This window comes from Embleya sp. NPDC020886 (assembly GCF_044333915.1).
Taxonomy (GTDB): Bacteria; Actinomycetota; Actinomycetes; order Streptomycetales; family Streptomycetaceae; genus Embleya.
Genome location: NZ_JBIRRX010000011.1, coordinates 173,565 through 196,222, shown reverse-complemented (window position 1 = coordinate 196,222; position 22,658 = coordinate 173,565). Strand labels below are relative to the sequence as shown.

Sequence of the window (22,658 nt, the reverse complement as noted above, 5' to 3'; positions counted from 1 at the left end):
ATCCGACCGGGCCGGTGCTACACCCAGCCGGCGTCCTGCGAGATCCGGATCGCGTCGATCCGGTTGCGGGCGCCGGTCTTGCGGGTGATCGCGGACATGTAGTTGCGTACCGTGCCGATGCTGAGCCGCAGGTCGCGGGCTATCTCCGGAGCCGACGCCCCCTCGGCGGCGAGCGTCAGCACCCGTATCTCGCGCGGGGTCAACGGGGCGCTCGCGGCGCGCAGCAGGTCGAGCGCCAGCGACCCGTCCACATAGCGCCGACCGGCGGCCACCAACCGGATCGCTCTCGGTAATTGCGGAGGTCGCGCGCATTTGTCCACGAAGCCCAGGGCCTTGGCCTCGGCTGCCCGACACAGGCTGCCCGGCCGGGACGTGGTGGCCAGGACGAGCAGGGCGCAGTCCGGATCGACCGGGCGACGCGGCAGTTGCACGGATCCGGGACAGTCCACGTCCACCACGCAGACGTGCGGACGTTGGCACCGGGCCCGATTCGGTGCGCCGTCCCAACTGTCGGCCTCCACCTCGATGTCTTCCTCGCGATCGAGCAGCGCGGTCAGCGCCGATCTCATCAGTTCCGTGTCGTGCACCAAGAGAACGCGGATCATTGTTCGCTCCCAATAGACGCCGACGTCCCGAAGTTGCCCGCCGAGCACCTCGATAGCTACCCCGCCCCGCGACTTGCACCACAACCTGTAATCGAATGATGCGTTTGTGCGACGTTTGGATCCGTCGCCCGTGATTCCTGTCGAACCACGACCGCTCGGGGCCGCTCTCGATCGCGCCGTGGCAGCACCTCGACCGACCCCGCCGACGGGGTGTGGCTACCGGCCGGAATCAGCGTCCGGGGGGCGGGTCGAGGCGGCGCGGCGGGTTCGGGCCCAGCCGGGCGCCCACGTTCGGCCGTAGGGGTGCTCGGGGGCCGACGCGACCAGGTGTTCGCGCAGGGCGGTGAGCCCGGGGTGTGGATTGTCGGCGCGCCACAGCAGCGAGTGCGGGTAGACGGGGGTCGGGTCGCACAGCGGGATGAGCCGCAGGTCGTGACCGACGGGCCAGACGAGCGGCGTGCGGTCGGTGAGGAAGGTCGCCAGCGTCGATGATTCGGCGATCGTGTCCAGGAGCACCTCGATGCCGAAGTCGGGGCCGATCGTGTCCACGGTGAATCCGAACGCGGCGGCGAACTCGTCGTAGTAGGCCGTCCATTCGGTGCCGCGGATGTTGCCCGGCATCCAGATCCGGCGCCCGGCGAGTCGGGCCGTGGCCACCGTCGCGGCGGTGGCGAACTCGTGGGTGGGGCCGACGAACAGCCGCAGCGGCTCGTCCAGGACCGGGGTCGCCTCGACGCCGTCGGGCAACCGCCGACCGGGCATGGTGACGGCCCGGATGCTCGCGTCGATGAGGCCCGACCGTACCGCGTCCACGGCCGCGTCGGCGCCGGGCAGGGTCACCACGTCCAGCCCGATCTCCGGATGCGCGAGGTGGAAGTCGCGCACCAGGCCGGCCGGGGCGAGCCGGCGCCCGACCACGTCGACCCGCAGCGCGCGCCGGCCCGGCCGCACCGACGCGGCGGCCTGCTCCTCGGCATGCAGCAGCGTCCGGGCATGCGGCAGGAACACCTGCCCGTCGATGGTCAATTGCGCGCCGCGCGCGGTCCGGACGAACAACTGCACACCGAGGTCCCGCTCCAGCGCGGCGATGCGCTTGGAGACGGCCTGCTGGGAGATCGACAGTCGGGCCGCGGCCGACTGGAACCGTCCCGCGTCCACGGCGGCGACGAAGGTGCGTACGGCGGCGATATCCACGCCCGTCATCCTAGAAGCACAACCGATCGTTGTGGATTGTGGGCGAGATAGTTGTTTGATCCCATTACGTCATGCTCGATTTGATGTCTCCGGTCAACGCTTGGTTGATCAAGCGCGCCTCCTCCCCGCCTCGGAGATGACTCACTCGTGCCGGATTCCTTCGTCCACCTGCACAATCACACCGAATACTCGATGCTCGACGGCGCCCAGAAGCTGGGACCGATGTTCGCCGAGGTCGCCCGGCTGGGCATGCCCGCGATCGCCATGAGCGACCACGGCAACATGTTCGGCGCCTACGAGTTCGCCCGGGTCGCGCGGGGCTTCGCCGGCGTCCGGCCGATCATCGGCATCGAGGCGTACGTGGCGCCCTCGTCCCGGTTCTCCCGCAAGCAGGAGTTCTGGGGACCCGGTGGCCGACGCGCCGTCGGCAACGACGGCGAGGGCTCCAAGGACGTCTCCGGCGGTGGTCGCTTCACGCACATGACCATGTGGGCACGCGACGTCCGGGGACTGCGCAACCTGTTCCGGCTGAGCACCCAGGCCGGCTACGAGGGCCAATTCCCGGCCGGCAAGCCCCGGATGGACCGGGAGTCGATCGCGCGGCGATCCGAGGGCATCATCGCCACCACCGGCTGCCCGTCCGGCGAGGTACAGACCCGACTGCGGCTGCACCAGTACGACGAGGCGAAGGCCGCCGCCGCGGCGTACCGGGAGATCTTCGGCCCGGAGAACTACTTCCTGGAGTTGATGGACCACGGCCTGGCCATCGAACGCGACGTGCGCGAGGGACTGCTGCGTCTGGCCAAGGAGTTGGACCTCCCGCTGCTGGCCACCAACGACGCGCACTACGTCACCGAGGACCAGGCCGACGCGCACGACAGCCTGCTGTGCATCGGGGTCGGCAAGGACAAGAACGACCCCAAGCGGTTCCGCTTCGACGGCTCCGGCTACTACCTCAAGTCCCCCGCCGAAATGCGCGCCCTGTTCGCGGAGTTGCCCGAAGCCTGCGACAACACCCTGTTGATCGCCGAACGCGTCGAGTCATACCACGACGTCTTCGACTACGTCGACGAGATGCCGCACTTCCCGGATGTGCCCGCAGGCGAGAGCCAGGAGTCCTGGCTGCGTCGGGAGGTTCGCCGGGGGCTGGTGATGCGCTACGGGGATCCGATCCCGGCGCGGGTGCTGGACCGCTTCGAGACCGAGATGTCGGTGATCGGTCCGATGGGCTTCAGCTCGTACTTCCTCGTCGTCGCCGACATCTGCCGGCACGCCCGGGAGAACCGGATCCCGCTGGGTCCCGGGCGCGGCTCGGCCACCGGCTCCATCGTGGCCTACGCGACGCGGATCACCGAACTGTGCCCGCTGGAACACGGGTTGCTGTTCGAGCGGTTCCTCAACCCGGAGCGCATCAACCCGCCCGACGTCGACCTCGACTTCGACGACCGCCAACGCGACCGCATGGTGCGCTACGTGACCGAGAAGTACGGCGACGAGTACACCGCCATGGTGAACACGTTCGGCCGGATCAAGGCCAAGAACGCGATCAAGGACTCGGCGCGCATCCTGGGCTACCCGTACTCCCACGGCGAGCGCATCACCAAGGCCCTGCCGCCGGACCACAACGGCAAACCGGCCCCGCTGGCCGCCGTCTTCGACGCCGCCCACGAGCGCTGGGCCGAGGCCGGCGAGCTGCGCCGCATGTACGACGAGGAGCCGGACGTGCGGCGGGTGCTGGACACCGCCCGCGGCGTCGAGGGCCTGATCCGCGGCACCGGGGTGCACGCCGCAGCGGTGATCCTGTCCAAGACCAGGCTCACCGACCGCATCCCGCTGCACATGCGCGCCTCGGACGGCGTGCGGATCACCGGGTTCGACTACCCCTCGTGCGAGGCGATGGGCCTGATCAAGATGGACTTCCTGGGTCTGCGCAACCTGGGCGTCATCGACCAGGCGATCCGGAACATCCGGGAGAACCGGGGCATCGACCTGGCCACCGTCGATCCGCTGGACGGCAACGCCTCGACCGTGGTGATCCCCCTGGACGACGCTCGGACGTATCGACTGCTGGCCGAGGGCAACACGTTCGGCGTCTTCCAACTGGACGGCGGCGGCATGCGGGTGCTGCTGCGGCAGATGGAGCCCACCCGGTTCGAGGACATCGCCGCGGTCAACGCCCTGTACCGTCCCGGCCCGATGGCGGCGAACGCACACACCAACTACGCGCATCGCAAGACCGGTCGCCAGGAGATCACCCCGATCCATCCCGAACTGCGCGACGCGCTGGAGCCGATCCTCGGGAACACCTTCCATCTGCTCGTCTACCAGGAGCAGATCATGGCCATCGCCCGGGAGTTGGCCGGCTACACGCTGGGCGGCGCCGACCTGTTGCGCCGCGCGATGGGCAAGAAGAAGCCGGAGGTACTCGCCGCGGAATGGGACAAGTTCCACGACGGCATGCGCGGGAACGGCTTCGGCGAGGAGGCGATCAAGGCCCTGTGGGACGTCATGCTCCCGTTCTCCGGCTACGCGTTCAACAAGTCGCACACCGCCGGCTACGGCCTGGTCTCGTATTGGACCGCCTATCTCAAGGCCAACCACCCGGCCGAGTACATGGCCGCACTGCTCACCTCCGTCGGCGACGACAAGGACAAGGCGGCGGTCTACCTCGCCGACGCCCGCAAGAACGACGTACGGGTCCTGCCGCCCGATGTCAACGAGTCCGTCGCGGAGTTCACCGCCGTCGGGGACGATGTGCGGTTCGGGCTGCGGTCGGTGCGCAACGTCGGCGACAACGTCATCGAGGCGATCGTCGACGCCCGGCGCAGGAGGGGCGGGTTCACCTCCTTCGCCGACTTCCTGAGCAAGGCGGACCTGCCCGCCCTGAACAAACGGGCCGTGGAATCGCTGATCAAGGCCGGCTCGTTCGACTCGCTGGGGCATTCGCGCAAGGGCCTGGCCGCCGTGCACGAGGAGGCCATCGACGCGTTCGTCCCGGTGAAGAAGGCGGCGAGCTTCGGCCAGGACGATCTGTTCGCCGACGCGGGCGCGGGCGAGGGCGACGAACCCGCATTCGGCCTGGACTTCCCGATCGACGACGCCGAGTGGCCGCGCCGGCAACTCCTGGCCACCGAACGCGAGATGCTCGGGCTCTACGTCTCGGCCCATCCGCTGGACGGGGCCGAGCACATCCTCGCCGCCGCGCGGGACTGCTCGATCGCCGCGCTGCTCGGCTCCGAACGCGGCTCCGGGGAGGTGCGACTGTCCGGACTGATCACGGGGGTGCAGCTCAAGACGACCAAACAGGGCAAAGTGTGGGCCATCGTCGACCTCCGGGACCGGGACGCCGGCATCGAGGTCCTGTTCTTCCCCGCCGTCTACCGGCTCGTCCGACCCGCCCTGGTCGAGGACCACGTGGTCTCGGTCACCGGCCGGATCGAAGAGCGGGACGGAACCCCGAACGTCTTCGGTCGGGAGGTGACCGTGCTGGACGTGTCCTCCGCCGAACACGGCGGCCGACCGCCGGTGCGCCTGGCCCTGCCCGCCCACCGGGTCACCGAGCAGTCGGTGGCCGAACTCAAACGAATCCTCGCCGCCCACCCGGGCGACTCCCCGGTCCACCTCACCGTGCGCGGCGTGCACAAAACCACCGTCTACGCGCTGGCCGCGAAGGTCGACGCGAGCACCCTGGCCTCCGAGATCAAGGTGACCTTCGGGGCGGAGTCCTGGGTGGGCAGCGCGTAGGGGTCGCCTCCTTCGGACCCGGCGCGGATCAGCGGGCGGACAGGGCGTCGTCCACCCAGTCCCCGGCCAGCACCTCGTCCAGGACCAGCGCGCCCGCACCCAGCATGCACGCGTCCCGGCCGGTCACGGCGGTGGCGATCTCCAGGTCGCGGGTGGCCAGCGGCAGGCAGCGTTCGTAGATCGCGCCGCGTACCGCGGCGACGAAGGGCTCGGCGGCGGAGAGGCCGCCGCCCAGGACGAGCACGTCGGGGTTGAAGAAGTTCACCAGCGGGGTGAGCACCTGCCCGGCCAGCCGGCCCGCGTTGCGGACCAGCGTGGTCACCTCGGGCACGCCGTCGTTGACCAGTTCGACCAGTTGGCGCGACGAGGAGACCTCGATGCCCTGCGCGCGCAGCGTGCGCTGCAGCGCCGCGCCGCTCGCGTGCGCCTCCAGGCAGTCGGAGTGCCCGCACGAGCAGGTGACCGGTTCGGGGACGTGCACCGGGACGTGGCTGATGTCGCCGGCCGCGCCGCGCCCGCGGTGCAGCTTCCCGGACGCGATGATGCCGCAGCCGATCCCGGTGCCGGCCTTGACCGCCATCAGGTTGTCCCGATCCGGCCAGCCGTAGCGGTGTTCGCCGACCGCCATCAGGTTGGCGTCGTTCTCCACCACCACGCGTACGCCGAGCAGTTCGCTCATCCGGCGGCCGATCGGGTACTCGTTCCAGCCGGGCATCCGGGACGGCGCGACCACCTTGGCCGCGCCCGGATCGACCGGGCCCGGCATGCCGATGCCGACGCCGAGCAGCGGCAGTTGCTCCACCGATGCCTGACGGAGCGTCATCCGAAGGTGCTCGACCAGCCGTTCGCTCACCCGCTCGGGGCCTTCGGCGATGTCGCCGGGGAGTTCGCGCTCCAGCAGCACCCGGCCGCCCAGATCCAGGACCGCCATCCGGACGTGGTGGGTGCCCACGTCCACGGCCACCACCACGCCCGCGTTCTCGTGCAGGCGCAACTGCCGGGGTCGCCGGCCGCCCCGGGAGGCGCCCTCGCCGTCCTCGCGCAACAGCCCGGCGTCGATGAGCTCCTCCACGCGCAGGGAGACGCTCGACGGGGCCATTCCGCTCATTCGGGCGAGTTCCGCCCGGGATCGACCGTGCCCCTTGGCCACCAGTCGCACCAGGTCACCCGCGCTTCCAGCCAACGTCCCACTCCCGTTCGAGGCACACCTGCTGCGGTACGGCAGTGACAGGAATAGCACACCCCGTAATAACCAGCAAGGCATTGACTTCCTTCGAATTCAACTTCTACTGTCACATGAAACTTCGATTCCGAACAAAGATGGAGCGTTGATGAAGTCCGCGTCGCCTTCTTCCGCCGTACTGACGCCCATGGTCGAGGCACGCGCCATCAACAAGTCGTTCGGGGCGGTCCGCGTGCTGACCGACGTGGACCTGACCGTCGCCGCCGGCGAGGTGGTCGTGCTGATCGGCCCTTCCGGCGCGGGCAAATCGACCCTGTGCCGCTGTCTGAACCGGCTGGAAAACGTCGATTCGGGCGTGGTCCTACTGGATGGGGAGGAACTGCCCGCCGAGGGTCGGGCATTGGCCCGGCTGCGCACCGAAGTGGGCATGGTCTTCCAACAGTTCAACCTGTTCGCGCACAAGACCGTGCTGCAGAACGTCACGCTCGGACCGACCCGGGTCAAGGGCCTGTCCGCGAGCGACGCGGACCGGCAGGCCCGGGCGTTGCTGGACCGGGTGGGCATCGCCGACAAGGCGGACCACTACCCGGCACAACTGTCCGGCGGCCAGCAGCAGCGTGCCGCAATCGCCCGGGCCCTGGCCATGCAGCCCAAGGTGATGCTCTTCGACGAACCGACCAGCGCGCTGGACCCGGAGATGGTCAACGAGGTCCTGGACGTGATGGTCGACCTGGCCCGCGAGGGCATGACCATGGTCGTGGTCACGCACGAGATGGGCTTCGCCCGCCGGGCCGCGGACCGCGTGGTCTTCATGGCCGACGGACAGATCGTCGAGGTCGGCACGCCCGACACCTTCTTCACCGCTCCGACCACGGACCGCGCCCGGGACTTCCTGTCCAAGGTGCTCAGTCACTGACACCCCGGGTACCTCGCCGGCGCCCACCGGGCCGTACCCCCTCGTCCCGTCCCCACCACACCCTCACCTGCGAAGGAAGGCCCCGATGTCCGGCTTCCCCCTGCGTCGCCCGCGCGCCGCCGCAACCCCGCGTCGCCTGCGCTCCGCCGTCCCGGCGGTGCTCGCGGCCCTGTCCCTGACCGCGCTGGCCGCCTGCTCCGGGGGCTCCTCCTCGGACGTGCCCGGTGGCGCCAAGCCGGCCGGCGAGGACGTCGCCAAGAAGGCCGACGTCGCCCCGGACAGCGCGATCCTGCCCAACTCCACGATGGCCAAGATCAAGGCGCGCGGCTATCTGATCGTCGGCGGCTCGCAGGACGCGCCGCTGTGGTCGCAGCTCAACCCGATATCCGGCAAGACGGACGGGTTCGACGCCGAGATGGGCCGGCTACTCGCCAAGTACATCATCGGCAAGCCCGAGGTGAAGATCGTCAGTTCGGCCACCGAGACCCGTGAGGCGCTGCTCCAGAACGGCACCGTCGACGTGGTCTTCCAGACCTACACGATCACCCCCAAGCGGGCCGAACAGGTCGCCTTCGCCGGTCCGTACTACTCGTCCGGCCAGGCCATCCTGGTCAAGAAGGGCGCGGGCGGCATCAAGACGCCGGCCGACCTGAACGGCAAGACCGTGATCGCCGGCGCCAACACGCCCGCCATCGCCGCGATCAAGCAGGTCGCCCCCGACGCGAAGGTGGTCACCTTCGGCAGCGACCCGGAGTGCGTCACCGCGCTGCGCCAGGGCCGCGGCGACGCCTACGTCCAGGACCAGGCGCTCCTGGTCGCGGACGTCAAGCAGAACCCGGACACCACCGTGGTCGGCGAGCCGTTCACCGCCGATCCGTACGGCATCGGACTCGGGCACGACGACGCCGCGTTCAAGACGTTCGTCAACGACTGGCTGCGCAAGATCGGCCAGGACGGCTCGTGGCAGTCGGTCTGGAAGCAGACGCTGGGCACCGTCGTCGAGGGCAACCCGCCGACCCCGCCCGCGATCGGCGGCGTGCCCGGCTCCTGATCCCCGGGGCGGGAGGGCCGCACACCACGCCCTCCCGCCCCGGCGCTCGACCCGAGTCGCCCCCACCCGCGCGTCCCTTCCCACCCTCTCCCGAAAGGCCATCGCCGATGGATGTCGTGCTGCGACATCTCTCCGCCTTCACCGACGGCATCACCACCACGCTCGAACTCACCGCGTTGTCGTTCGCCGGCGCGCTGCTGATCGGCGTCGTGGTGGCCGCCCTGCGGGTCTCCCCCGTCGCCGCCCTGCGCGGCGTGGGCACCGTGTACGTGGAGACCTTCCAGAACACCCCGCTGCTGGTCCTGCTCGTGCTGTTCGTCTTCGGCCTGCCCGAAGTCGGGGTGATCTTCCCGCTGTTCACCACCGCGGTGATCGTGATCGCGCTGTACGAGGCGGCCTACATCGCCGAGGCGGTGCGCTCCGGGATCAACACGGTCTCCATCGGCCAGGCCGAGGCGGCCCGGGCCCTGGGACTGACTTTCGGCCAGTCGCTGCGTCTGGTGATCCTGCCGCAGGCGCTGCGCGGCGTGGTCCAGCCGATCGGCAACATCTTCATCGCGCTGACCATGAACACCTCGTTGGCCGCGGCGGTGGGCGTGGTCGAACTGACCTCCGCCGCGAACCGGGTCAACCTGCTGGAGGCGCAGCCGATCCCGGTGTTCGTCGGCGCGGGCCTGGGCTACATGGTCATCTGCGCCGCCGCGGGCCTGCTCACCGGCGTGATCGAGCGGAAGGTGGCGATCGTGCGATGAGCGCGTCCCGAGTGTTGTTCGACGAGCCCGGCCCGATCGCGCGTCGCCGGATGCGCATCGCCGGCATCGTGGCCGGTGTCACGGTGGCCGCGCTGTTGGCCCTGGCCGTACGGCGGTTCGCCGACCACGGCCAGCTCGACGCGGACAAGTGGCGGCCCTACACCACGTGGCCGATGTGGCGATATCTGCTGGAGGGCCTGTGGGCCACGATCCGCGCCGCGGCCGTCGCCACCGCGCTGTCCGTGGCCGGCGGCATCGTACTGGCCCTGGGGCGGTTGTCCCGGCGTCGTGCGCTGCGTTGGCCGGCCACCGTGTACATCGAGGTGATGCGTACCGTTCCGGTGTTGCTGCTGGTCTATCTGGTCCTGTTCGGACTGCCGCACTACGGCGTGGACCTGCCGCTGTTCTGGAAACTGGTGTTGCCGCTGTCGGTGTCCGCCGCCGCCGTGTTCGCGGAGATCTTCCGGGCCGGCATCCTGTCCCTGGACCGGGGTCAGCGCGAAGCGGGCCTGGCCGTCGGCCTGACCGACACGCAGACCATGCGGCTGATCGTGCTGCCGCAGGCGATCCGCCGGTTGTTGCCGTCGCTGGTCAGCCAATCGGTGGGCCTGCTCAAGGACACCTCGCTCGGTTTCATCGTCAGCTATTCCGAACTGCTGTACAGCGGCCGGGTGTTGGCCAGCTACAACCGACTCCTGATCCAGACCTACATCATCATCGCGCTCGTCTACATCGTGCTCAACGCGTCGTTGTCCAAGCTGGCCCGCACGCTGGAGGCCCGGCAGGGCTTCCGCCCCGTCGGCCGCCGCAACCTGCGGACCCTGCTGCGGGCTCGCGCGGGCGCGGACGGCCGGCTGTGAGCGGGCCGCGCACGACCGCACCGACCGTGACCGCACCACCCGTGACCGCACCGCCCGTGCTCGGCGACCCGAGCGAATGCCCCGACCCGGAGGACCCGATGCGCCAGGAGGACACCGTGCGCCCCGAACCCAGCACCCGCTACGCCGAGTTGGCCGAGGTGGTCCGCTCCGGCTTCGTGGAGAGTCGGCACTTCGGCAGCCTGGTCGCGCTGGCCCCGGACGGGCGGCCCGTGATCGAGCTCGGCGACCCGAACGAGCCGGTGATACCCCGCTCTTCGGCCAAGCCGTTCCAGGCGCTGGCCTGTCTGCGCGCGGGTGCGCCGTTGGTCGGGGCACATGTGGCCATCGCGGCGGGCAGCCATACCGGGCAGGACTTCCACGTGCACGCGGTGGGCGAGATCCTCGCGGCGGCCGGCCTGACCGGCGACGCGCTGCGGTGTCCGCCGAGTCGGCCGGAGGACGAGGCGGCCTACCGGGCGATGATCGGGCGCGGCGAGGCGGACTCGCGGGAGCGGATGAACTGTTCCGGCAAACACGCCGCGATGTTGGCCGCGTGTGTCGCGGCCGGGTGGCCCACCGACGGCTACCTCGATCCGGCGCACCCGCTCCAGGTGCTGGTCCGCGAGGGCATCGAGGAGTCGGCGGGCGAATCGACGGTACACACCGCCGTGGACGGCTGCGGCGCGCCGGTGTTCGCGATGACCCTGACCGGGCTGGCCCGCGGCGTCCGCGCGCTGGCCACCTCGTCCGACGGTCCCGGGCGCACGGTGGCCGACGCGATGCGCGAGCACCCGCGCTACGTCGGCGGGGACGGGCAGGCCAACACCGAGGTGATGCGGCTGCTGCCCGGCGTCGTGGTCAAGGGCGGCGCCGAGGGCGTGTTCGTGGCCGCGACGACCGCCGGGCACGCGGTCGCGGTCAAGGTGATCGACGGCAGCCCGCGCGCGACCACCGCGCTCGCGCTGGCCGCGTTGCGCACGCTCGGCGTGGACACGGCCGCGGCGCACGAGTGGGCGTCCGTACCGGTGCCGGGCGGCGGTCTGCCGGTCGGCGAGGTCCGGGTGACCGCCATGCCGACCTGACGTCCCCCTCCGCTCATCCGCTCATCCTCGCTCACCGGGAGAAACACGCCATGATCGTCACCGCCGGCCCCGACACCGCCCCGACCTACGAGATCTGCATCGACGACGTCCCCGGCGCGCTTGCCGCCGAACGGGTGGGCGCGCACCGGGTCGAGTTGTGCGCGGACCTGTTCGAGGGCGGCATCACGCCCAGCCTCGGCCTGATCGAGACGACCCTGGCCGCCGTCGACACGATCCGGGTCCATGTCATCGTGCGTCCGCGTGGCGGCGACTTCGTGTACGACGAGTACGAGGTCGCCGCGATGCGTCGGGACGTCGAGGCGATCCGGGCGGCCGGCGCGCACGGCGTGGTGATCGGCGCGCTGACCGCGGACGGCGACCTGGACCGGCCGGTGATCGAGCAGCTGATGGCCGCGGCCGGCGATCGTTCGGTCACCTTCCACCGCGCCTTCGACATGACCCGCGACCCGCACGCCGCGCTGGAGCAGCTGATCGAACTCGGTGTCGACCGGGTGCTCACCTCCGGCCAGGACAGCAGCGTGCTGGAGGGCGCTCCGCTGATCGCGCGCCTGGTCGAACAGGCCGCGGGCCGGATCGTGATCATGCCGGGCGGCGGCATCACCGCCCGCAACATCGACCGGGTGCTGGCCGCCACCGGCGTGCGCGAGGTGCACTTCGCGGCCGGTGCGGTCCTGGAGAGCACCGCGACGCACCGCAACCCGCTCCCCTACATGGGCGGCGCGCTGCGGCAGCCGGAGTACGCCCGCCGGGTGACCTCGGCGGACGGCATCCGCGACGTGGTCGAGGCCGCCCGCAGGCGCTGACCCGAAGGCGCGGGCGGCCGTCGGGAAACCGTCGGCCGGAACGCGATGAGTTTGCCGCGCGAAACAGGTCGGTACTCGTGTACGTCACCCCGCACCGAGTACCGGAGGTAACGATGACCGGCAAGGGATTCACCACCTGTCTGTGGTTCGACGGTCAGGCCGAGGAGGCCGCGAACCACTACCTGTCCATCTTCGAGGACGGCAAGCTGGGCCGGATCGGCCGCTACACCGAGGCCGGTCCCGGTCCGGCGGGCTCCGTGCTCGCCGTCGAGTTCGAGATCAACGGGCAGCGCTTCGTCGGCGTCAACGGCGGCCCGCAGTTCACCTTCGACGAGGCCATCTCGTTCCAGATCCCGTGCGCCGATCAGGACGAGGTGGACTACTACTGGGCCAAGCTGTCCGAGGGCGGGTCGGAGGGGCCCTGCGGGTGGCTCAAGGACAAGTACGGCGTGTCCTGGCAGGTCGTGCCGACCGAGCTGATCGACCTGATCGGCGACCCGGACCCGGAGAAGGCGACCCGGACCACCGCCGCGATGCTCAAGATGGGCAAGCTCGACATCGCCGCGCTGCGCAGGGCGTACGCCGGCGAGTGACCACCTCGCGGCTGCGCGGACCGGCTCGTGCCCCCTGTCCCCGGGGCACGAGCCGGTGATCGCGCGCCGCCGAACACGACGCGGCGCGAGGTTGCGGGCGGCTCGGCAACCGCGCCTCGCCCCGGGCTCGATACGGGCGCAGCGGCGAGGTGTTCCGTACCGCCGCCGGAGGCCGGCACGGACCCGCTCGGTGACGACCCACCCGAGCGGCGCCGGGCCGAAGCGGCCGTCGTGACGCTGCGCCGGTACCTGGCCGAGCACACCTCGGCACAGGGCTGAGGGTGTGTCGGTGTTCGTCGAACTCGCCTCCCGGGCCGGTCGCGGCCCCGGTCCGCAGTCGCCGGGGGCGCTGCGCCGGCTCGCCGCCGCCGCGTGCACTATTCGACGTCGGTCGTGTCCCGGGTCGTGGCCGCCGCGTAGACCGACGGGTCGGCGGCCAGATCGCGGATCAGGGTCAGGGCATAGGACTCGATGGCGGTGACCAGGTCGACCTCCGTCGGGTCGAGCAGCCATTGCATCTGCAGACCGTCCATCGTGGCCAGGAGTTCCGCGGCCTTGTGCGCCGGGTCGATCTCGGCGCGGATCTCGCCGGTGGCCTGGGCGTCGGTGATGATTCGGGCGATCAGCGCGCGCAGTCGTCGATAGCGCTCGACGAAGTACTCGTGGGCGGGATCCTCCGCGTCCAGGTTCTCCATGGTCAGCACCGCGAGCAGGCGCGCGAGACCCGGTTCGCGCTGATTGCGGTGTGCGGAGGCGGGCAACTCCCGGATCGCCCGCAGGCCGCCGATGGCCACCGACTCCTGGGCGAACTCGATGCTCTGCGCGCCCCGTCGCTCGATCACCGCCTGCAACAGTCCTTCCTTGCTGCCGAAGTAGTAGAGCAGCGCCGGCTGGGTGATCCCGGCGCGGGCCGCGACCTCGGCCAGGCCGGTGCCGCGAAAGCCGCTGCGGGCAAAGAGTTCGCCGGCGATGGTCACCAGTTCCTCGCGCCGTCGCGCGCCGCGCTCACTGCGCCCCGGGCCGCGGCGGGGCTGGGGGCTTCGTCGGGACGGCCGCCCACGATCCTCGTCGTCTCCGCGTGTTCTCTCAGTCACAGTCAGCATCCTATCATTTTTATCTAGTGGTTAGTAAAAAACGGAGTTAGGGTGTGTCCGCCGAGCGGCAGCCGGGGGTCCCCGCCGCTCGGGATCCACTCGGGATCCGGGCGTTCCGCATCGGGTGCCGGGAACCGAGGGTCGAGAATCGGAAGGACACGCACGATGCAAGACACACTCGTGAGCCGTCGTTGGCAGGGCCAGTGGCTCTGGACCGAACACGGTGCGGTGGGGGAGCCGCCGCACGAGAACCCGATGAACGGATCGCTGGATCCCGAGCGATTCGACCGCCGCGTGTTGTTCCGGCGCACCTTCGAGTTGACCGAGATACCCGAGCACGCACCGTTTCGGATCAGCTCCGACTCCCGACACGTGCTGTACGTCAACGGCGTCGAACTGACCCGCGGCCCGATCCGACACGGTGCCCGCCGGCTGTACTACGACCACGGCGACGCGGCCGCGGCGCTGCGCCCCGGACGCAACGTGATCGCCGTGCTGGTGCGCTTCTACGGCCACCGCACCGCATGGTGGGTACCCTCCCCGACCACGTACACCCTGGGCGGCGGCGCGCTGGTCGCCGAGGTCGGCGTCGGCGGGGACACCTGGATCGCCACCGACGCGTCCTGGCGCTGCCTGGAGTCGGACGCCTGGACCCCGTGCGCACCGCAATCCACAGTCTCCCCGCAGATCCCCGAGATCCTGGACGCCAGGCGGCTCGACCCGGCCTGGACCGGCCTCGACTTCGACGACGAACACTGGCCTGCCGCAACGGTGTTGTCCGCATCGCACGTGGGCAGCGCGGGCGCCACCCGGCCACCCTCCGAGCCGTACGGCGCATTGTTGCCCAACCCGCTGCCGCAACCGGGCGGGGCCACCCGCACACCCGCCTCCTTCGCCACCGCGGCGCTGACCGCGGCCCCGCGTCCCCAGGGCCCGCTCGGCTTCGCCGACATTCACACCGCACTGGCCGACGCACTCGGCGAGATCCGCCCCGAGGCCCGGCCCGACACCGCGGCCGACCCGGACGAGACGTCCGCGGTCTCCTCGCTCGCACTGCCCGCCGGCCGCCGACTGGTCATCGCCGACCTCGGCCGAATGGTCAGCGGCACGCTGCGCATCGACGTCGAAGCCGCCCCCGGCACCGTGCTGTTCGGCGCGCTCAGCGAGTCGCCGACCCCCGCGGCGCTCTCCAGCGCGGCGTGCTTCGCATACACCACACGCGGCGGCGACGGCGAACGATTCGAACTCGGCGACCCGGCGGGCGGGCGCTACATCGTGCTCGTGGTCTGCGCCACCGGCCCGCTCCGGCTCACCCCGACCCTCGCCGAACGACTGCGCCCGCGTCCGGCCGGCCCGTACTTCGCCTGCTCGGACCCGCTGTTGACGGAAATCCATCGGGTGGGCCTGCGCACCGTGGACCTGACCGCACACGACGCCTACATCGACTGCCCCAGCCGGGAACAGCGGGCCTGGACGGGCGACGCGGTCGTGCACCAGTCGGTCGACCTGGTCAACAACCCGGACTGGAGCCTGGCCCGGCACGCACCACTGCTCACCGCGACCCCGCGCGCGGACGGCCTGTTGCCGATGGTGGTCGCGGGCGACGCCGGCGATCCGGACCTGATCACCATCCCGGACTGGTCGCTGCACTGGGTGCGTTCGGTGCACAACCTCTACCGGCACACCGGCGACCGCGCCCTGGTGGCCCGCCTGATGCCCGTCGCCGAAGCCGTGCTCGACTGGTTCACCGCCTTCCTCGGCCCGGACGGCCTGGTCCGGGACGTGACCGGATGGGTGCTGATCGACTGGTCGCCGGTGCAGGTCGAGGGCACCAGCGCAACACTGAACGCGCTGTGGGCACGCGCCCTGGGCGACTTCGCAGAGATGGCCCACTGGCTCGGCGACGCCGGTCGGGCCGCGTGGGCACGCGGCCTGCACGACGCGGTGCGCGCGGGCTTCGAGGTGTTCTGGGACGCCCGGCGGGGCGGCTACCGCGACCACGCGGTCCACGACGTGGTACAGCCCGCGATGAGCGAGCACACCACCGCCGCCGCGGTCTGCGCCGGCCTGGTCCCGGCCGAACGCACGCAACGGGTACGGGAGTTCCTACTCGCCCGGGACGCCATGTTCACCCAGGCGCCGGTCGCCGCGCACGGCGGCGATGCGGACGGCGCGCCGACCGGCCACCGGATCGAGCGCTTCTCCCCGCCCCCGGTCACCTGGGACGTGCACCGGCAAGTCGTGGGCGCCCAGCCCTTCTTCCGCTACGTCGTGCACGACGCACTGGCCCGGCTGGGCGCCGCGGACGCGCTCACCGGGCTGTACCGCGACTGGGCACGGCTGCTGGCCACCGGGCCCACCGCGTGGCGGGAGACCTGGGAGGGCGGCACCTACTGCCACGGCTGGTCCGCCACGCCCAGCCGCGATCTGCTCGTGTACACGCTGGGCGTCACCCCCGCCGAGCCCGGCTATGCCACGGTCCGCGTGGCCCCCCGGCTCGGCGACCTGAGCTGGGCCAAGGGCGCGGTGCCCACCCCACACGGGCTGGTCCACGTGCACGTCGACGGCAATCGTGTCCACGTCGAATCCCCGGTGCCGGTCACGCTCGTGGCCCCGGACGGCAGCGTCGCCGACCACCCCGCGGGCACGTTCGACACCGCCCTGGACGCCCTCGCCGGGGGCGCCCTCGTCGACGCCGCGCCGGTCGCACCCCGCGCCCAGGGCACGAATCGAGGTCGACCATGACCACCGTCACCCCGCACACCACGTCGAGACCGGTCGTGCGGCCGGCCCCGACCCGCACACCCCCGCCGCGCCGACCCCGCAACGGCCGCGTGCCGTGGTGGTTCGTCGTACCCGCCGCCGCGGTCTACCTCGCGGTCCTGGTCGTACCGGCACTGCGCGGCGCGAGCCTGTCGCTGACCGACTGGGACGGCATCAGTGCGACCCGGGACCCCGCGGCCCGACTTCGACGCGAGAATGGCGGCCGGTCGGGCGACCTTCGCCGGCTCGGGCTGGGCGAGCGCGTTCACCAAGTACCGGGAGATGCAGGACCGGGGATGCTTCAACGCGGACCCCGTCGGCACCAGCCTGACCGCGGCGAGCGGACAGTTCCTGGCGGGCAAGTCGGTCGGCTTCGTGATGACCACGTCGGCGGCGAACTCGGTGGCCAAGGCCGCGCCGGGTACGAAGATCGCCTCGTTCCCGCTGCCCGCGTCCGATGTGGTCGCGGAGAACCGGGTGCCGGTCGCGCCGAGCAGCGGCCTGGCGGTCAATGCGAAGAGCGGCCACAAGGCCGCGGCGATCAAGTTCCTGGACTTCCTCGCCCGCCCCGAGGTGATGAGCGCCTACGCCAGGACGGCGGATGTGCCGCCGCTGCTGACCGGTGTGGAGTACACCCCCTCGCCCGTGCAGGCCGTCGTCGTGCAGGCGCCGGCCCAGGGCAACACAAGCCCGTGGCCGGATCAGCACTGGCCGAACACCCAGGTCCAGCAGGCGCACTTCGCCGGCGTACAGGAACTGCTCACGGGGCGGGCGTCGGTGAACTCGGTGCTCGCAAACATGGACAAGGAGTACAGGCGCAAGTAGCCCGGGGCATCCGGTCGTGGTCTCGGATCGCGGTCGTCGGTCGTGGTTCCGGCTCCCCGTCTCCGGCTCCTTCCACCATCCCACGTTCTCCCTCCAGCCTCCTTCCCGCCTTCTCCCTCCCGCCGTCCCGGCCGCACGACCCGCGCCCCGCGCCCTCGTGCGGCCGGGGGCGGTTCGGGTCGGCAACCCCGTCCGGCGCCCGGCGCCGCCGCATACCCCTGGAGTGCCCCGTGCAGCAACAACTCGGTGTGGCCGCCCTCTTGAGCGATTCCGCACTGCGCCACCCGGACCGCGTCGCCGTCGTCGAAGGCGAAATCCGGGTCGGCTACCGGCAGTTGTGGGCCGATGTCCTGCGCTACGCCGCGGCATTGCGCGAGCGTGGCGTCGAGCCGGGTGATCGGGTCGCGATCATGTTGCCGAACATCGCGCTGTTCCCGCGCGTGTACTACGCGGTCATCGCGGCCGGTGCCTCGGTCGTACCGATCCACGCGCTGTTGGTCCCGGAGGAGGTCGAATTCATCCTGCGACACAGCGGATCCGTGCTCGTGATCAGCGGCGGCGCGTTGTGGCCGACCGCGCTGGCCGCCGCCGACGCGGCCGGCATCGCGGCACTGGGCGCCGACCACGAGCACCGCGGCGAGCCGCTGACCACCGCCCACCCGACCACGGCCGACGACATCGCGGCCATCCTGTACACGAGCGGCACCACGGGTCGCCCCAAGGGCGCCCGGTTGACCCACCTGAACCTCGTGCTCAACGCCACCGTCTGCGCCCAGGATCTGCACGAACTCGGCCCGGGGGACGTGGTGTTGGGCTGTCTGCCGCTGTTCCACAGCTACGGCCAGACCTGCGCGATGAACGCCGCGCTGCGCGCCGGGGCCACGCTCGTACTGATGCCGCGCTTCGACGCGGCCGGCGCCGTCGACGTGATCGTCCGCGAGGGGGTGAGTGTCTTCATGGGTGTGCCGACCATGTTCCACGCGCTCACCGAGGCGGCCGGCGAACGAACCATGCCGAGCCTGCGGTTGGCGGTATCCGGCGGCGCGGCCCTGCCGGTCGCCGTGCTGGAGCGGTTCGAGGCGGCGTTCGGCACGCACGTGTTCGAGGGATACGGGCTGACCGAGACGTCCCCGGCCGCGACCTTCAACCAACGACTGCTGGGCCGCCGACCCGGCACGGTCGGGCATGCGATCCGCGGTGTGGAGGTGGCCGTCGCCGCCGCCGACGTGGACGAACGCATAGACCTGCTGCCGACGGGGACGGTCGGCGAGGTCGTGGTCCGCGGCCACAACGTCTTCGCCGGCTACCTGGACGACCCGGCCGCCACCGCCGCCGCGATCGTGGACGGCTGGTTCCGGACCGGCGACCTCGGCGTCGTCGACGAGGACGGTTTCCTTGCCATCGTCGACCGGAAGAAGGACCTGGTCATCCGCGGCGGCTACAACGTCTACCCCCGCGAGGTCGAGGAAGTCCTGGCCCGGCACCCGGCGATCGCCCAGGTCGCGGTGTACGGCGCGGCGCACGAGGCGCTCGGCGAGGAGGTGCATGCCGCGGTCGTCCTGCGCCCCGCCCCGGCCGGTACCCGGGCCCCGACACCGGAGGAGTTGATCGACTGGGCGCGTGAACACCTCGGTCGGCACAAGTATCCGAGGGTGATCCGCACGCTCGACGCACTGCCGCTGGGGCCCACCGGCAAGATCCTGAAGCGGGCGCTGCGCGACGAGGCGACGGGCGAGGGCGGCGGCGGGGTTTGACGGGTGAAACGCAACGGACGGGGCCTCAGGCGCCGGCCAACGCGGCGTTCGCCCGCTCGGTGATCAGGGCCAGCACCCGGCCCGTGACCGCCAGGTCCTCGGCCGGGATGTCGGCGTACAGTCGGGCCGAGATCGGGGCGGTCTCGGCGGCGCTGTGCTCGTACAACTCCCGTCCGGCGTCGGTCAGTCGCAGCCGGGACGCCTGCGCCGGGTCCGCCTCCAACAGTTCGGCGGCCGTCAGTTCCCCGATCACGTCGTGCACGAGCGATTCGTCGGCCTTCAGCGAACCGACGACGTCGGCGACCAGCTCGTCACGGCCGATGCTCCCACCCGCGACCACGACGACCCGGAGCGCCACGCTCTGGTGGAACGTGGCGCCGTGGCGGGCCAACACGCTTTCCAGAAGGGCCCGTCCGGCGTAGTGCGTCAGGGCGATGACCCGGGCGTTGGCGAGGACGGGGGTGGGGGCGGTTGCGGTGCCGGTCATGACTGCTCCTCAGGATTCTCGGTGCTGCTCGACTGATGAATACAGTACATGACGACTATGTACATGGCTACTATTTACCGGAGTGGGCGCGCCCGGCACCGCCACTCCCCGTCACCGACGGCGGCCGGGCATGCGGCCGGGCATGAGGAAGGTCGGGAGGCGGCCACTCACCGCACTCCCGACCTTCCGATCCGGTGGGCTACTTGAGCCCGTTGTCGACCGCGGTCATCAGCACTCCGGTGTCCCCGCTCATCTCCCAGAGCATCGCGCCCAGGAGGTTCTTGGTGCGGAGCCAGGCCGTCTTCTTACCGATGGACCACGCGTCGTCGAAGGTCCACCATTGGCCGTTGTTGCCGGTGTAGCCGTAGGTCGAGACCGACTGTTCGTCGTGGTAGACGGTCAGGTTCGGTACCGACGCGATCAGGTTGGCGTAGCCCCTGGTACCGGACTCCTCCGGGAACTGGCCCGGTGCGGCGCCGTTGGCGGCCTGCCATTCGCCGTGCGCCCCGCCGTCCGTGACCTGTTGCCAGCCACGTCCGTAGAACGCGAGCCCGAGCACCAGTTTGCGTGGGTCGACGCCTTGGTCCAGGTAGTACTGGACGGTCGATTCCACGCTGAACTTGGTCGGGTACGGGTCCCCCGCGTCGACGTACAGGTTGCCCTGGTCGCCGGTGCGGTTGGGTTCCCAACTGTTGTCACTGCCGGAGCCGTGGAAGTCGTAGCCCTGGACGTTGGCGAAGTCCATGTAGTCGAACACGCTGGGCGTGCCGTCCCGCGTGCTGATGTCCCAGCCCGCATCGATCTTGCCCGGGTCCGCCGGGGTGAACGCGGTGAGCAGGTAGTGCTTGCCGGTGGTCGTGGTCAGCGCTTCCATCTGCTTGCGGAACTCGGCCATCAGCAGGGTCAGGTTGTTCTTGTCGTCGGTCGAGATGTGGTTGCCGGCGTGACCCTCGGAGCCGGGCCATTCCCAGTCGATGTCGAACCCGTCGAAGACACCCGCCGCGACACCGGTGCCGCCGCGTCCGTTGGTCACCGGCAGGTTGCCCTTGATGTACATGTCCACGCAGGACTTCACGAACTTCTGCCGCGACGCGTCGGTCTTGGCCGCGTCCGAGAAGTACCTGCTGTACGTCCAGCCGCCGATCGAGATCAGCGTCTTCAACTTCGGGTACTTGGCCTTGAGTTGCAGAAGCTGGTTGTAGCTTCCGGCCAACGGCTGGTTCCAGGTGTCGGCGGTTCCGTTGACGGACTCGCCCGCACCGACCGAGCGTTCGTAGTCGGCCCACGAATCGCCCGCGCCGTCACCCTGGTTGGGGTCCTGCGGTCCCGGGGTGGTGGCCTTGGTGACGCCGTTGAGGCAGGTCAGGTTGGTGGGATCGATGTTGGAGAAGGCGTAGTTGAGGTGCGTCAGCTTGGCCGCCGCCCCGGAGGTGTCCAGCGACTTCATCGTGTAGGCGCGGCCGTAGATGCCCCACTGCACGAAGTAGCCCACCCGCGCGTAGTCGTTGCCGGGGGTGCCTCCGCCGGTGGTCTTGACCGTCAGCGGCGCACTGGCCGGGCCGGTCTGGTCGATGGTGTCCCGGGCGACCACCGTGTAGGTGTACGTGGTGTTCGCCGTCAGGCCGGTGTCCCCGTAGGTGGTGCCGGTCACGGTCGCGAGTTTGGTCGCGCCTCGGTAGACGTCGTAGTTCTTGACGCCCTGATCGTCGGTCGCCGCCGCCCAGTTGAGCGTCAGCGAGGTGTCGGTGACCGCGCTCGCCTGGGGTGTGCCCGGCGCCGTCGGTGGGTTGTCGGTGCCGCCCGTCGGCCTGGTGCGCAGGGTGGCCGTCGAACTCGCGGGCCCGGTCTGGCCGATCGTGTCGCGGGCGACGATCTTGTACGTGTATGCGGTGTCGGCGGTCAGGCCGGTGTCGGTGTACGCGGTGCCGGTGGCCGTGCCGACCACCGTGCTGCCCCGGTAGACGTCGTAGTTCTGAACGCCCTTGTCGTCGGTGGCGGCCGGCCAACTCAGCGAGATCGAGTCGACGGTGGTCGCCGTGGCGGTGGGTGTTCCCGGTGCGCTCGGCGGGTTGTCCACCGGCGGTGCGCCGTCACAGGGACCGCCGTTGACCTTGCAGTTGCTCGGACTGCCGGGTCCGGAACCGAGGAGGCCGAACTTGGCACTGGCCCCGGGTGCGAGCGAGCCGTTGTACTCACGGTTCTTCGCGGTGATGTGCGTTCCGGACTTGGTGATGAGCGCGTCCCAGTACGAACCCAGGTTGGTGCCGGTGGGGAAGTCCCATTCGACGGTCCAACTCGTGATCGCGGTGGTACCGGTGTTCTTGATCGTCCATTCCGCCTGGAAGCCGCTGCCCCAGTCGGAGGTCTTGGCGAACGTTGCGGTCGCGCCCGCGGCAGCCTGCGCGGGCGCGGCCGAGAGGCCGACCATCGCGGCGAGCGGGAGTAACAGGGCGGCACAGATCGCAATGAATCTCTTGCCTGGTTCGGTGCGTTTGGTGCGCCTCACGGTTCCGATGGCCATGGGTGCTCCTGGATTGGGATCCGATGGAGAACCTGCGCCCCACAATGAGCCGGGATGTCCGGCTCACACAGTAGGGCGAGCGTAATGAAGGTCTGGACCAATAATCAAGGTCTAGACCAGTAGGGATCAGCTCGAATCGGGATCTCCCCACCGACGGCTGCCATTTCGTTGGCCGCACTCGTTCTTCCACAGGCCTTCACACAAAATGTGATTTGTGACATGGTACATGTCACGCGGTCGGCCGGACGCTCCCCTTCCGGTCTGCCGTGGCACCAACTGCCTTGCCACCGTTGGGATTTCGGTGAGGCAGCGACCAGGACCACGCTCGCGCCGATCCCGGAAGTCCCCGGAGCGGGACCGGCGACGAACCGCTCATGCCGTGGCACCACCCCTCAACCGGAGGCACGCAT

General features: G+C 70.5%; 17 protein-coding genes. 11 read left to right on the top strand and 6 right to left on the bottom strand.

The window, feature by feature from the left end:
* Positions 1–17 precede the first annotated feature (17 nt).
* Complete coding sequence (locus ACH4U8_RS32450; protein WP_360309125.1) at positions 18–605, bottom strand: response regulator transcription factor; 588 nt, start codon at positions 603–605, stop codon at positions 18–20.
* 216 nt (positions 606–821) lie between these two features.
* Entirely contained in the window at positions 822–1,799 is a 978-nt protein-coding gene (locus ACH4U8_RS32445; protein WP_379991655.1) for a LysR family transcriptional regulator, read from the bottom strand.
* Between the two features lie 147 nt (positions 1,800–1,946).
* Between ACH4U8_RS32445 and dnaE the strand changes: the two genes are divergently transcribed.
* On the top strand, positions 1,947–5,543 hold the full coding sequence (gene dnaE / locus ACH4U8_RS32440; RefSeq protein ID WP_395781978.1) for a DNA polymerase III subunit alpha: 3,597 nt from the start codon (positions 1,947–1,949) through the stop codon (positions 5,541–5,543).
* Positions 5,544–5,571: 28 nt separating this feature from the next.
* On the opposite strand, the gene ACH4U8_RS32435 is transcribed toward dnaE, so the two are convergent.
* A complete protein-coding gene (locus ACH4U8_RS32435) occupies positions 5,572–6,726 on the bottom strand; it encodes an ROK family protein (RefSeq protein ID WP_360309131.1) in 1,155 nt (384 codons plus the stop codon).
* 148 nt (positions 6,727–6,874) lie between these two features.
* On the opposite strand from ACH4U8_RS32435, the gene ACH4U8_RS32430 reads away from it, so the two are divergent.
* From ACH4U8_RS32430 to ACH4U8_RS32400, 7 genes are all read left to right on the top strand, one after another.
* A complete protein-coding gene (locus ACH4U8_RS32430; RefSeq protein ID WP_360309133.1) occupies positions 6,875–7,642 on the top strand; it encodes an amino acid ABC transporter ATP-binding protein in 768 nt (255 codons plus the stop codon).
* Between the two features lie 85 nt (positions 7,643–7,727).
* Positions 7,728–8,693, top strand: coding sequence for a glutamate ABC transporter substrate-binding protein (locus ACH4U8_RS32425; protein WP_360309135.1), 966 nt, complete (start codon positions 7,728–7,730; stop codon positions 8,691–8,693).
* Positions 8,694–8,800: 107 nt separating this feature from the next.
* Complete coding sequence (locus ACH4U8_RS32420) at positions 8,801–9,445, top strand: amino acid ABC transporter permease (RefSeq protein ID WP_355543293.1); 645 nt, start codon at positions 8,801–8,803, stop codon at positions 9,443–9,445.
* Positions 9,442–10,305 (top strand): amino acid ABC transporter permease, encoded by an 864-nt coding sequence (locus ACH4U8_RS32415; RefSeq protein ID WP_395781976.1) that lies wholly within the window; start codon positions 9,442–9,444, stop codon positions 10,303–10,305. Before ACH4U8_RS32420 ends, ACH4U8_RS32415 begins: the two co-directional genes overlap by 4 nt.
* A gap of 26 nt (positions 10,306–10,331) precedes the next feature.
* Positions 10,332–11,387: an asparaginase gene (locus tag ACH4U8_RS32410; RefSeq protein ID WP_395781974.1), complete on the top strand. Its 1,056-nt coding sequence runs from the start codon at positions 10,332–10,334 to the stop codon at positions 11,385–11,387.
* Between the two features lie 50 nt (positions 11,388–11,437).
* Positions 11,438–12,211 carry a copper homeostasis protein CutC gene (locus ACH4U8_RS32405; RefSeq protein ID WP_395781972.1) on the top strand — a complete coding sequence of 258 codons (774 nt, stop codon included), beginning with the start codon at positions 11,438–11,440 and terminating at the stop codon, positions 12,209–12,211.
* 113 nt (positions 12,212–12,324) lie between these two features.
* Complete coding sequence (locus tag ACH4U8_RS32400; protein WP_360309142.1) at positions 12,325–12,804, top strand: VOC family protein; 480 nt, start codon at positions 12,325–12,327, stop codon at positions 12,802–12,804.
* A 377-nt stretch (positions 12,805–13,181) separates the two neighbouring features.
* Here the strand turns inward: ACH4U8_RS32400 and ACH4U8_RS32395 are convergent, their stop codons facing one another.
* Complete coding sequence (locus ACH4U8_RS32395) at positions 13,182–13,781, bottom strand: TetR family transcriptional regulator (protein WP_395781970.1); 600 nt, start codon at positions 13,779–13,781, stop codon at positions 13,182–13,184.
* A 282-nt stretch (positions 13,782–14,063) separates the two neighbouring features.
* Here ACH4U8_RS32395 and ACH4U8_RS32390 point away from each other — a divergent pair, with 282 nt between their 5' ends.
* From ACH4U8_RS32390 to ACH4U8_RS32380, 3 genes are all read left to right on the top strand, one after another.
* On the top strand, positions 14,064–16,643 hold the full coding sequence (locus ACH4U8_RS32390) for an alpha-L-rhamnosidase C-terminal domain-containing protein (RefSeq protein ID WP_395781968.1): 2,580 nt from the start codon (positions 14,064–14,066) through the stop codon (positions 16,641–16,643).
* Positions 16,644–16,877: 234 nt separating this feature from the next.
* Positions 16,878–17,486, top strand: a complete 609-nt coding sequence (locus tag ACH4U8_RS32385; RefSeq protein ID WP_395781966.1) for an extracellular solute-binding protein — start codon at positions 16,878–16,880, stop codon at positions 17,484–17,486.
* A 230-nt stretch (positions 17,487–17,716) separates the two neighbouring features.
* Entirely contained in the window at positions 17,717–19,240 is a 1,524-nt protein-coding gene (locus ACH4U8_RS32380; RefSeq protein ID WP_395781964.1) for a long-chain fatty acid--CoA ligase, read from the top strand.
* Between the two features lie 25 nt (positions 19,241–19,265).
* On the opposite strand, the gene ACH4U8_RS32375 is transcribed toward ACH4U8_RS32380, so the two are convergent.
* Together ACH4U8_RS32375 and ACH4U8_RS32370 are read right to left on the bottom strand one after the other, a co-directional pair.
* A complete protein-coding gene (locus ACH4U8_RS32375) occupies positions 19,266–19,727 on the bottom strand; it encodes a MarR family transcriptional regulator (protein WP_395781962.1) in 462 nt (153 codons plus the stop codon).
* A gap of 199 nt (positions 19,728–19,926) precedes the next feature.
* Positions 19,927–22,248, bottom strand: coding sequence for a glycosyl hydrolase family 18 protein (locus tag ACH4U8_RS32370; RefSeq protein ID WP_395781960.1), 2,322 nt, complete (start codon positions 22,246–22,248; stop codon positions 19,927–19,929).
* Positions 22,249–22,658 lie beyond the last annotated feature (410 nt).

Coding starts and splice junctions, on each gene's coding strand:
- ACH4U8_RS32400 (WP_360309142.1), top strand. CDS start 12,325: ATGACCGGCAAGGGATTCACCACCTGTCTGTGGTTCGACGGTCAGGCC.
- ACH4U8_RS32425 (WP_360309135.1), top strand. CDS start 7,728: ATGTCCGGCTTCCCCCTGCGTCGCCCGCGCGCCGCCGCAACCCCGCGT.
- ACH4U8_RS32420 (WP_355543293.1), top strand. CDS start 8,801: ATGGATGTCGTGCTGCGACATCTCTCCGCCTTCACCGACGGCATCACC.
- ACH4U8_RS32390 (WP_395781968.1), top strand. CDS start 14,064: ATGCAAGACACACTCGTGAGCCGTCGTTGGCAGGGCCAGTGGCTCTGG.
- ACH4U8_RS32430 (WP_360309133.1), top strand. CDS start 6,875: ATGAAGTCCGCGTCGCCTTCTTCCGCCGTACTGACGCCCATGGTCGAG.
- ACH4U8_RS32405 (WP_395781972.1), top strand. CDS start 11,438: ATGATCGTCACCGCCGGCCCCGACACCGCCCCGACCTACGAGATCTGC.
- ACH4U8_RS32450 (WP_360309125.1), bottom strand. CDS start 605: ATGATCCGCGTTCTCTTGGTGCACGACACGGAACTGATGAGATCGGCG.
- ACH4U8_RS32415 (WP_395781976.1), top strand. CDS start 9,442: ATGAGCGCGTCCCGAGTGTTGTTCGACGAGCCCGGCCCGATCGCGCGT.
- ACH4U8_RS32370 (WP_395781960.1), bottom strand. CDS start 22,248: ATGGCCATCGGAACCGTGAGGCGCACCAAACGCACCGAACCAGGCAAG.
- ACH4U8_RS32375 (WP_395781962.1), bottom strand. CDS start 19,727: ATGACCGGCACCGCAACCGCCCCCACCCCCGTCCTCGCCAACGCCCGG.
- ACH4U8_RS32385 (WP_395781966.1), top strand. CDS start 16,878: ATGGCGGCCGGTCGGGCGACCTTCGCCGGCTCGGGCTGGGCGAGCGCG.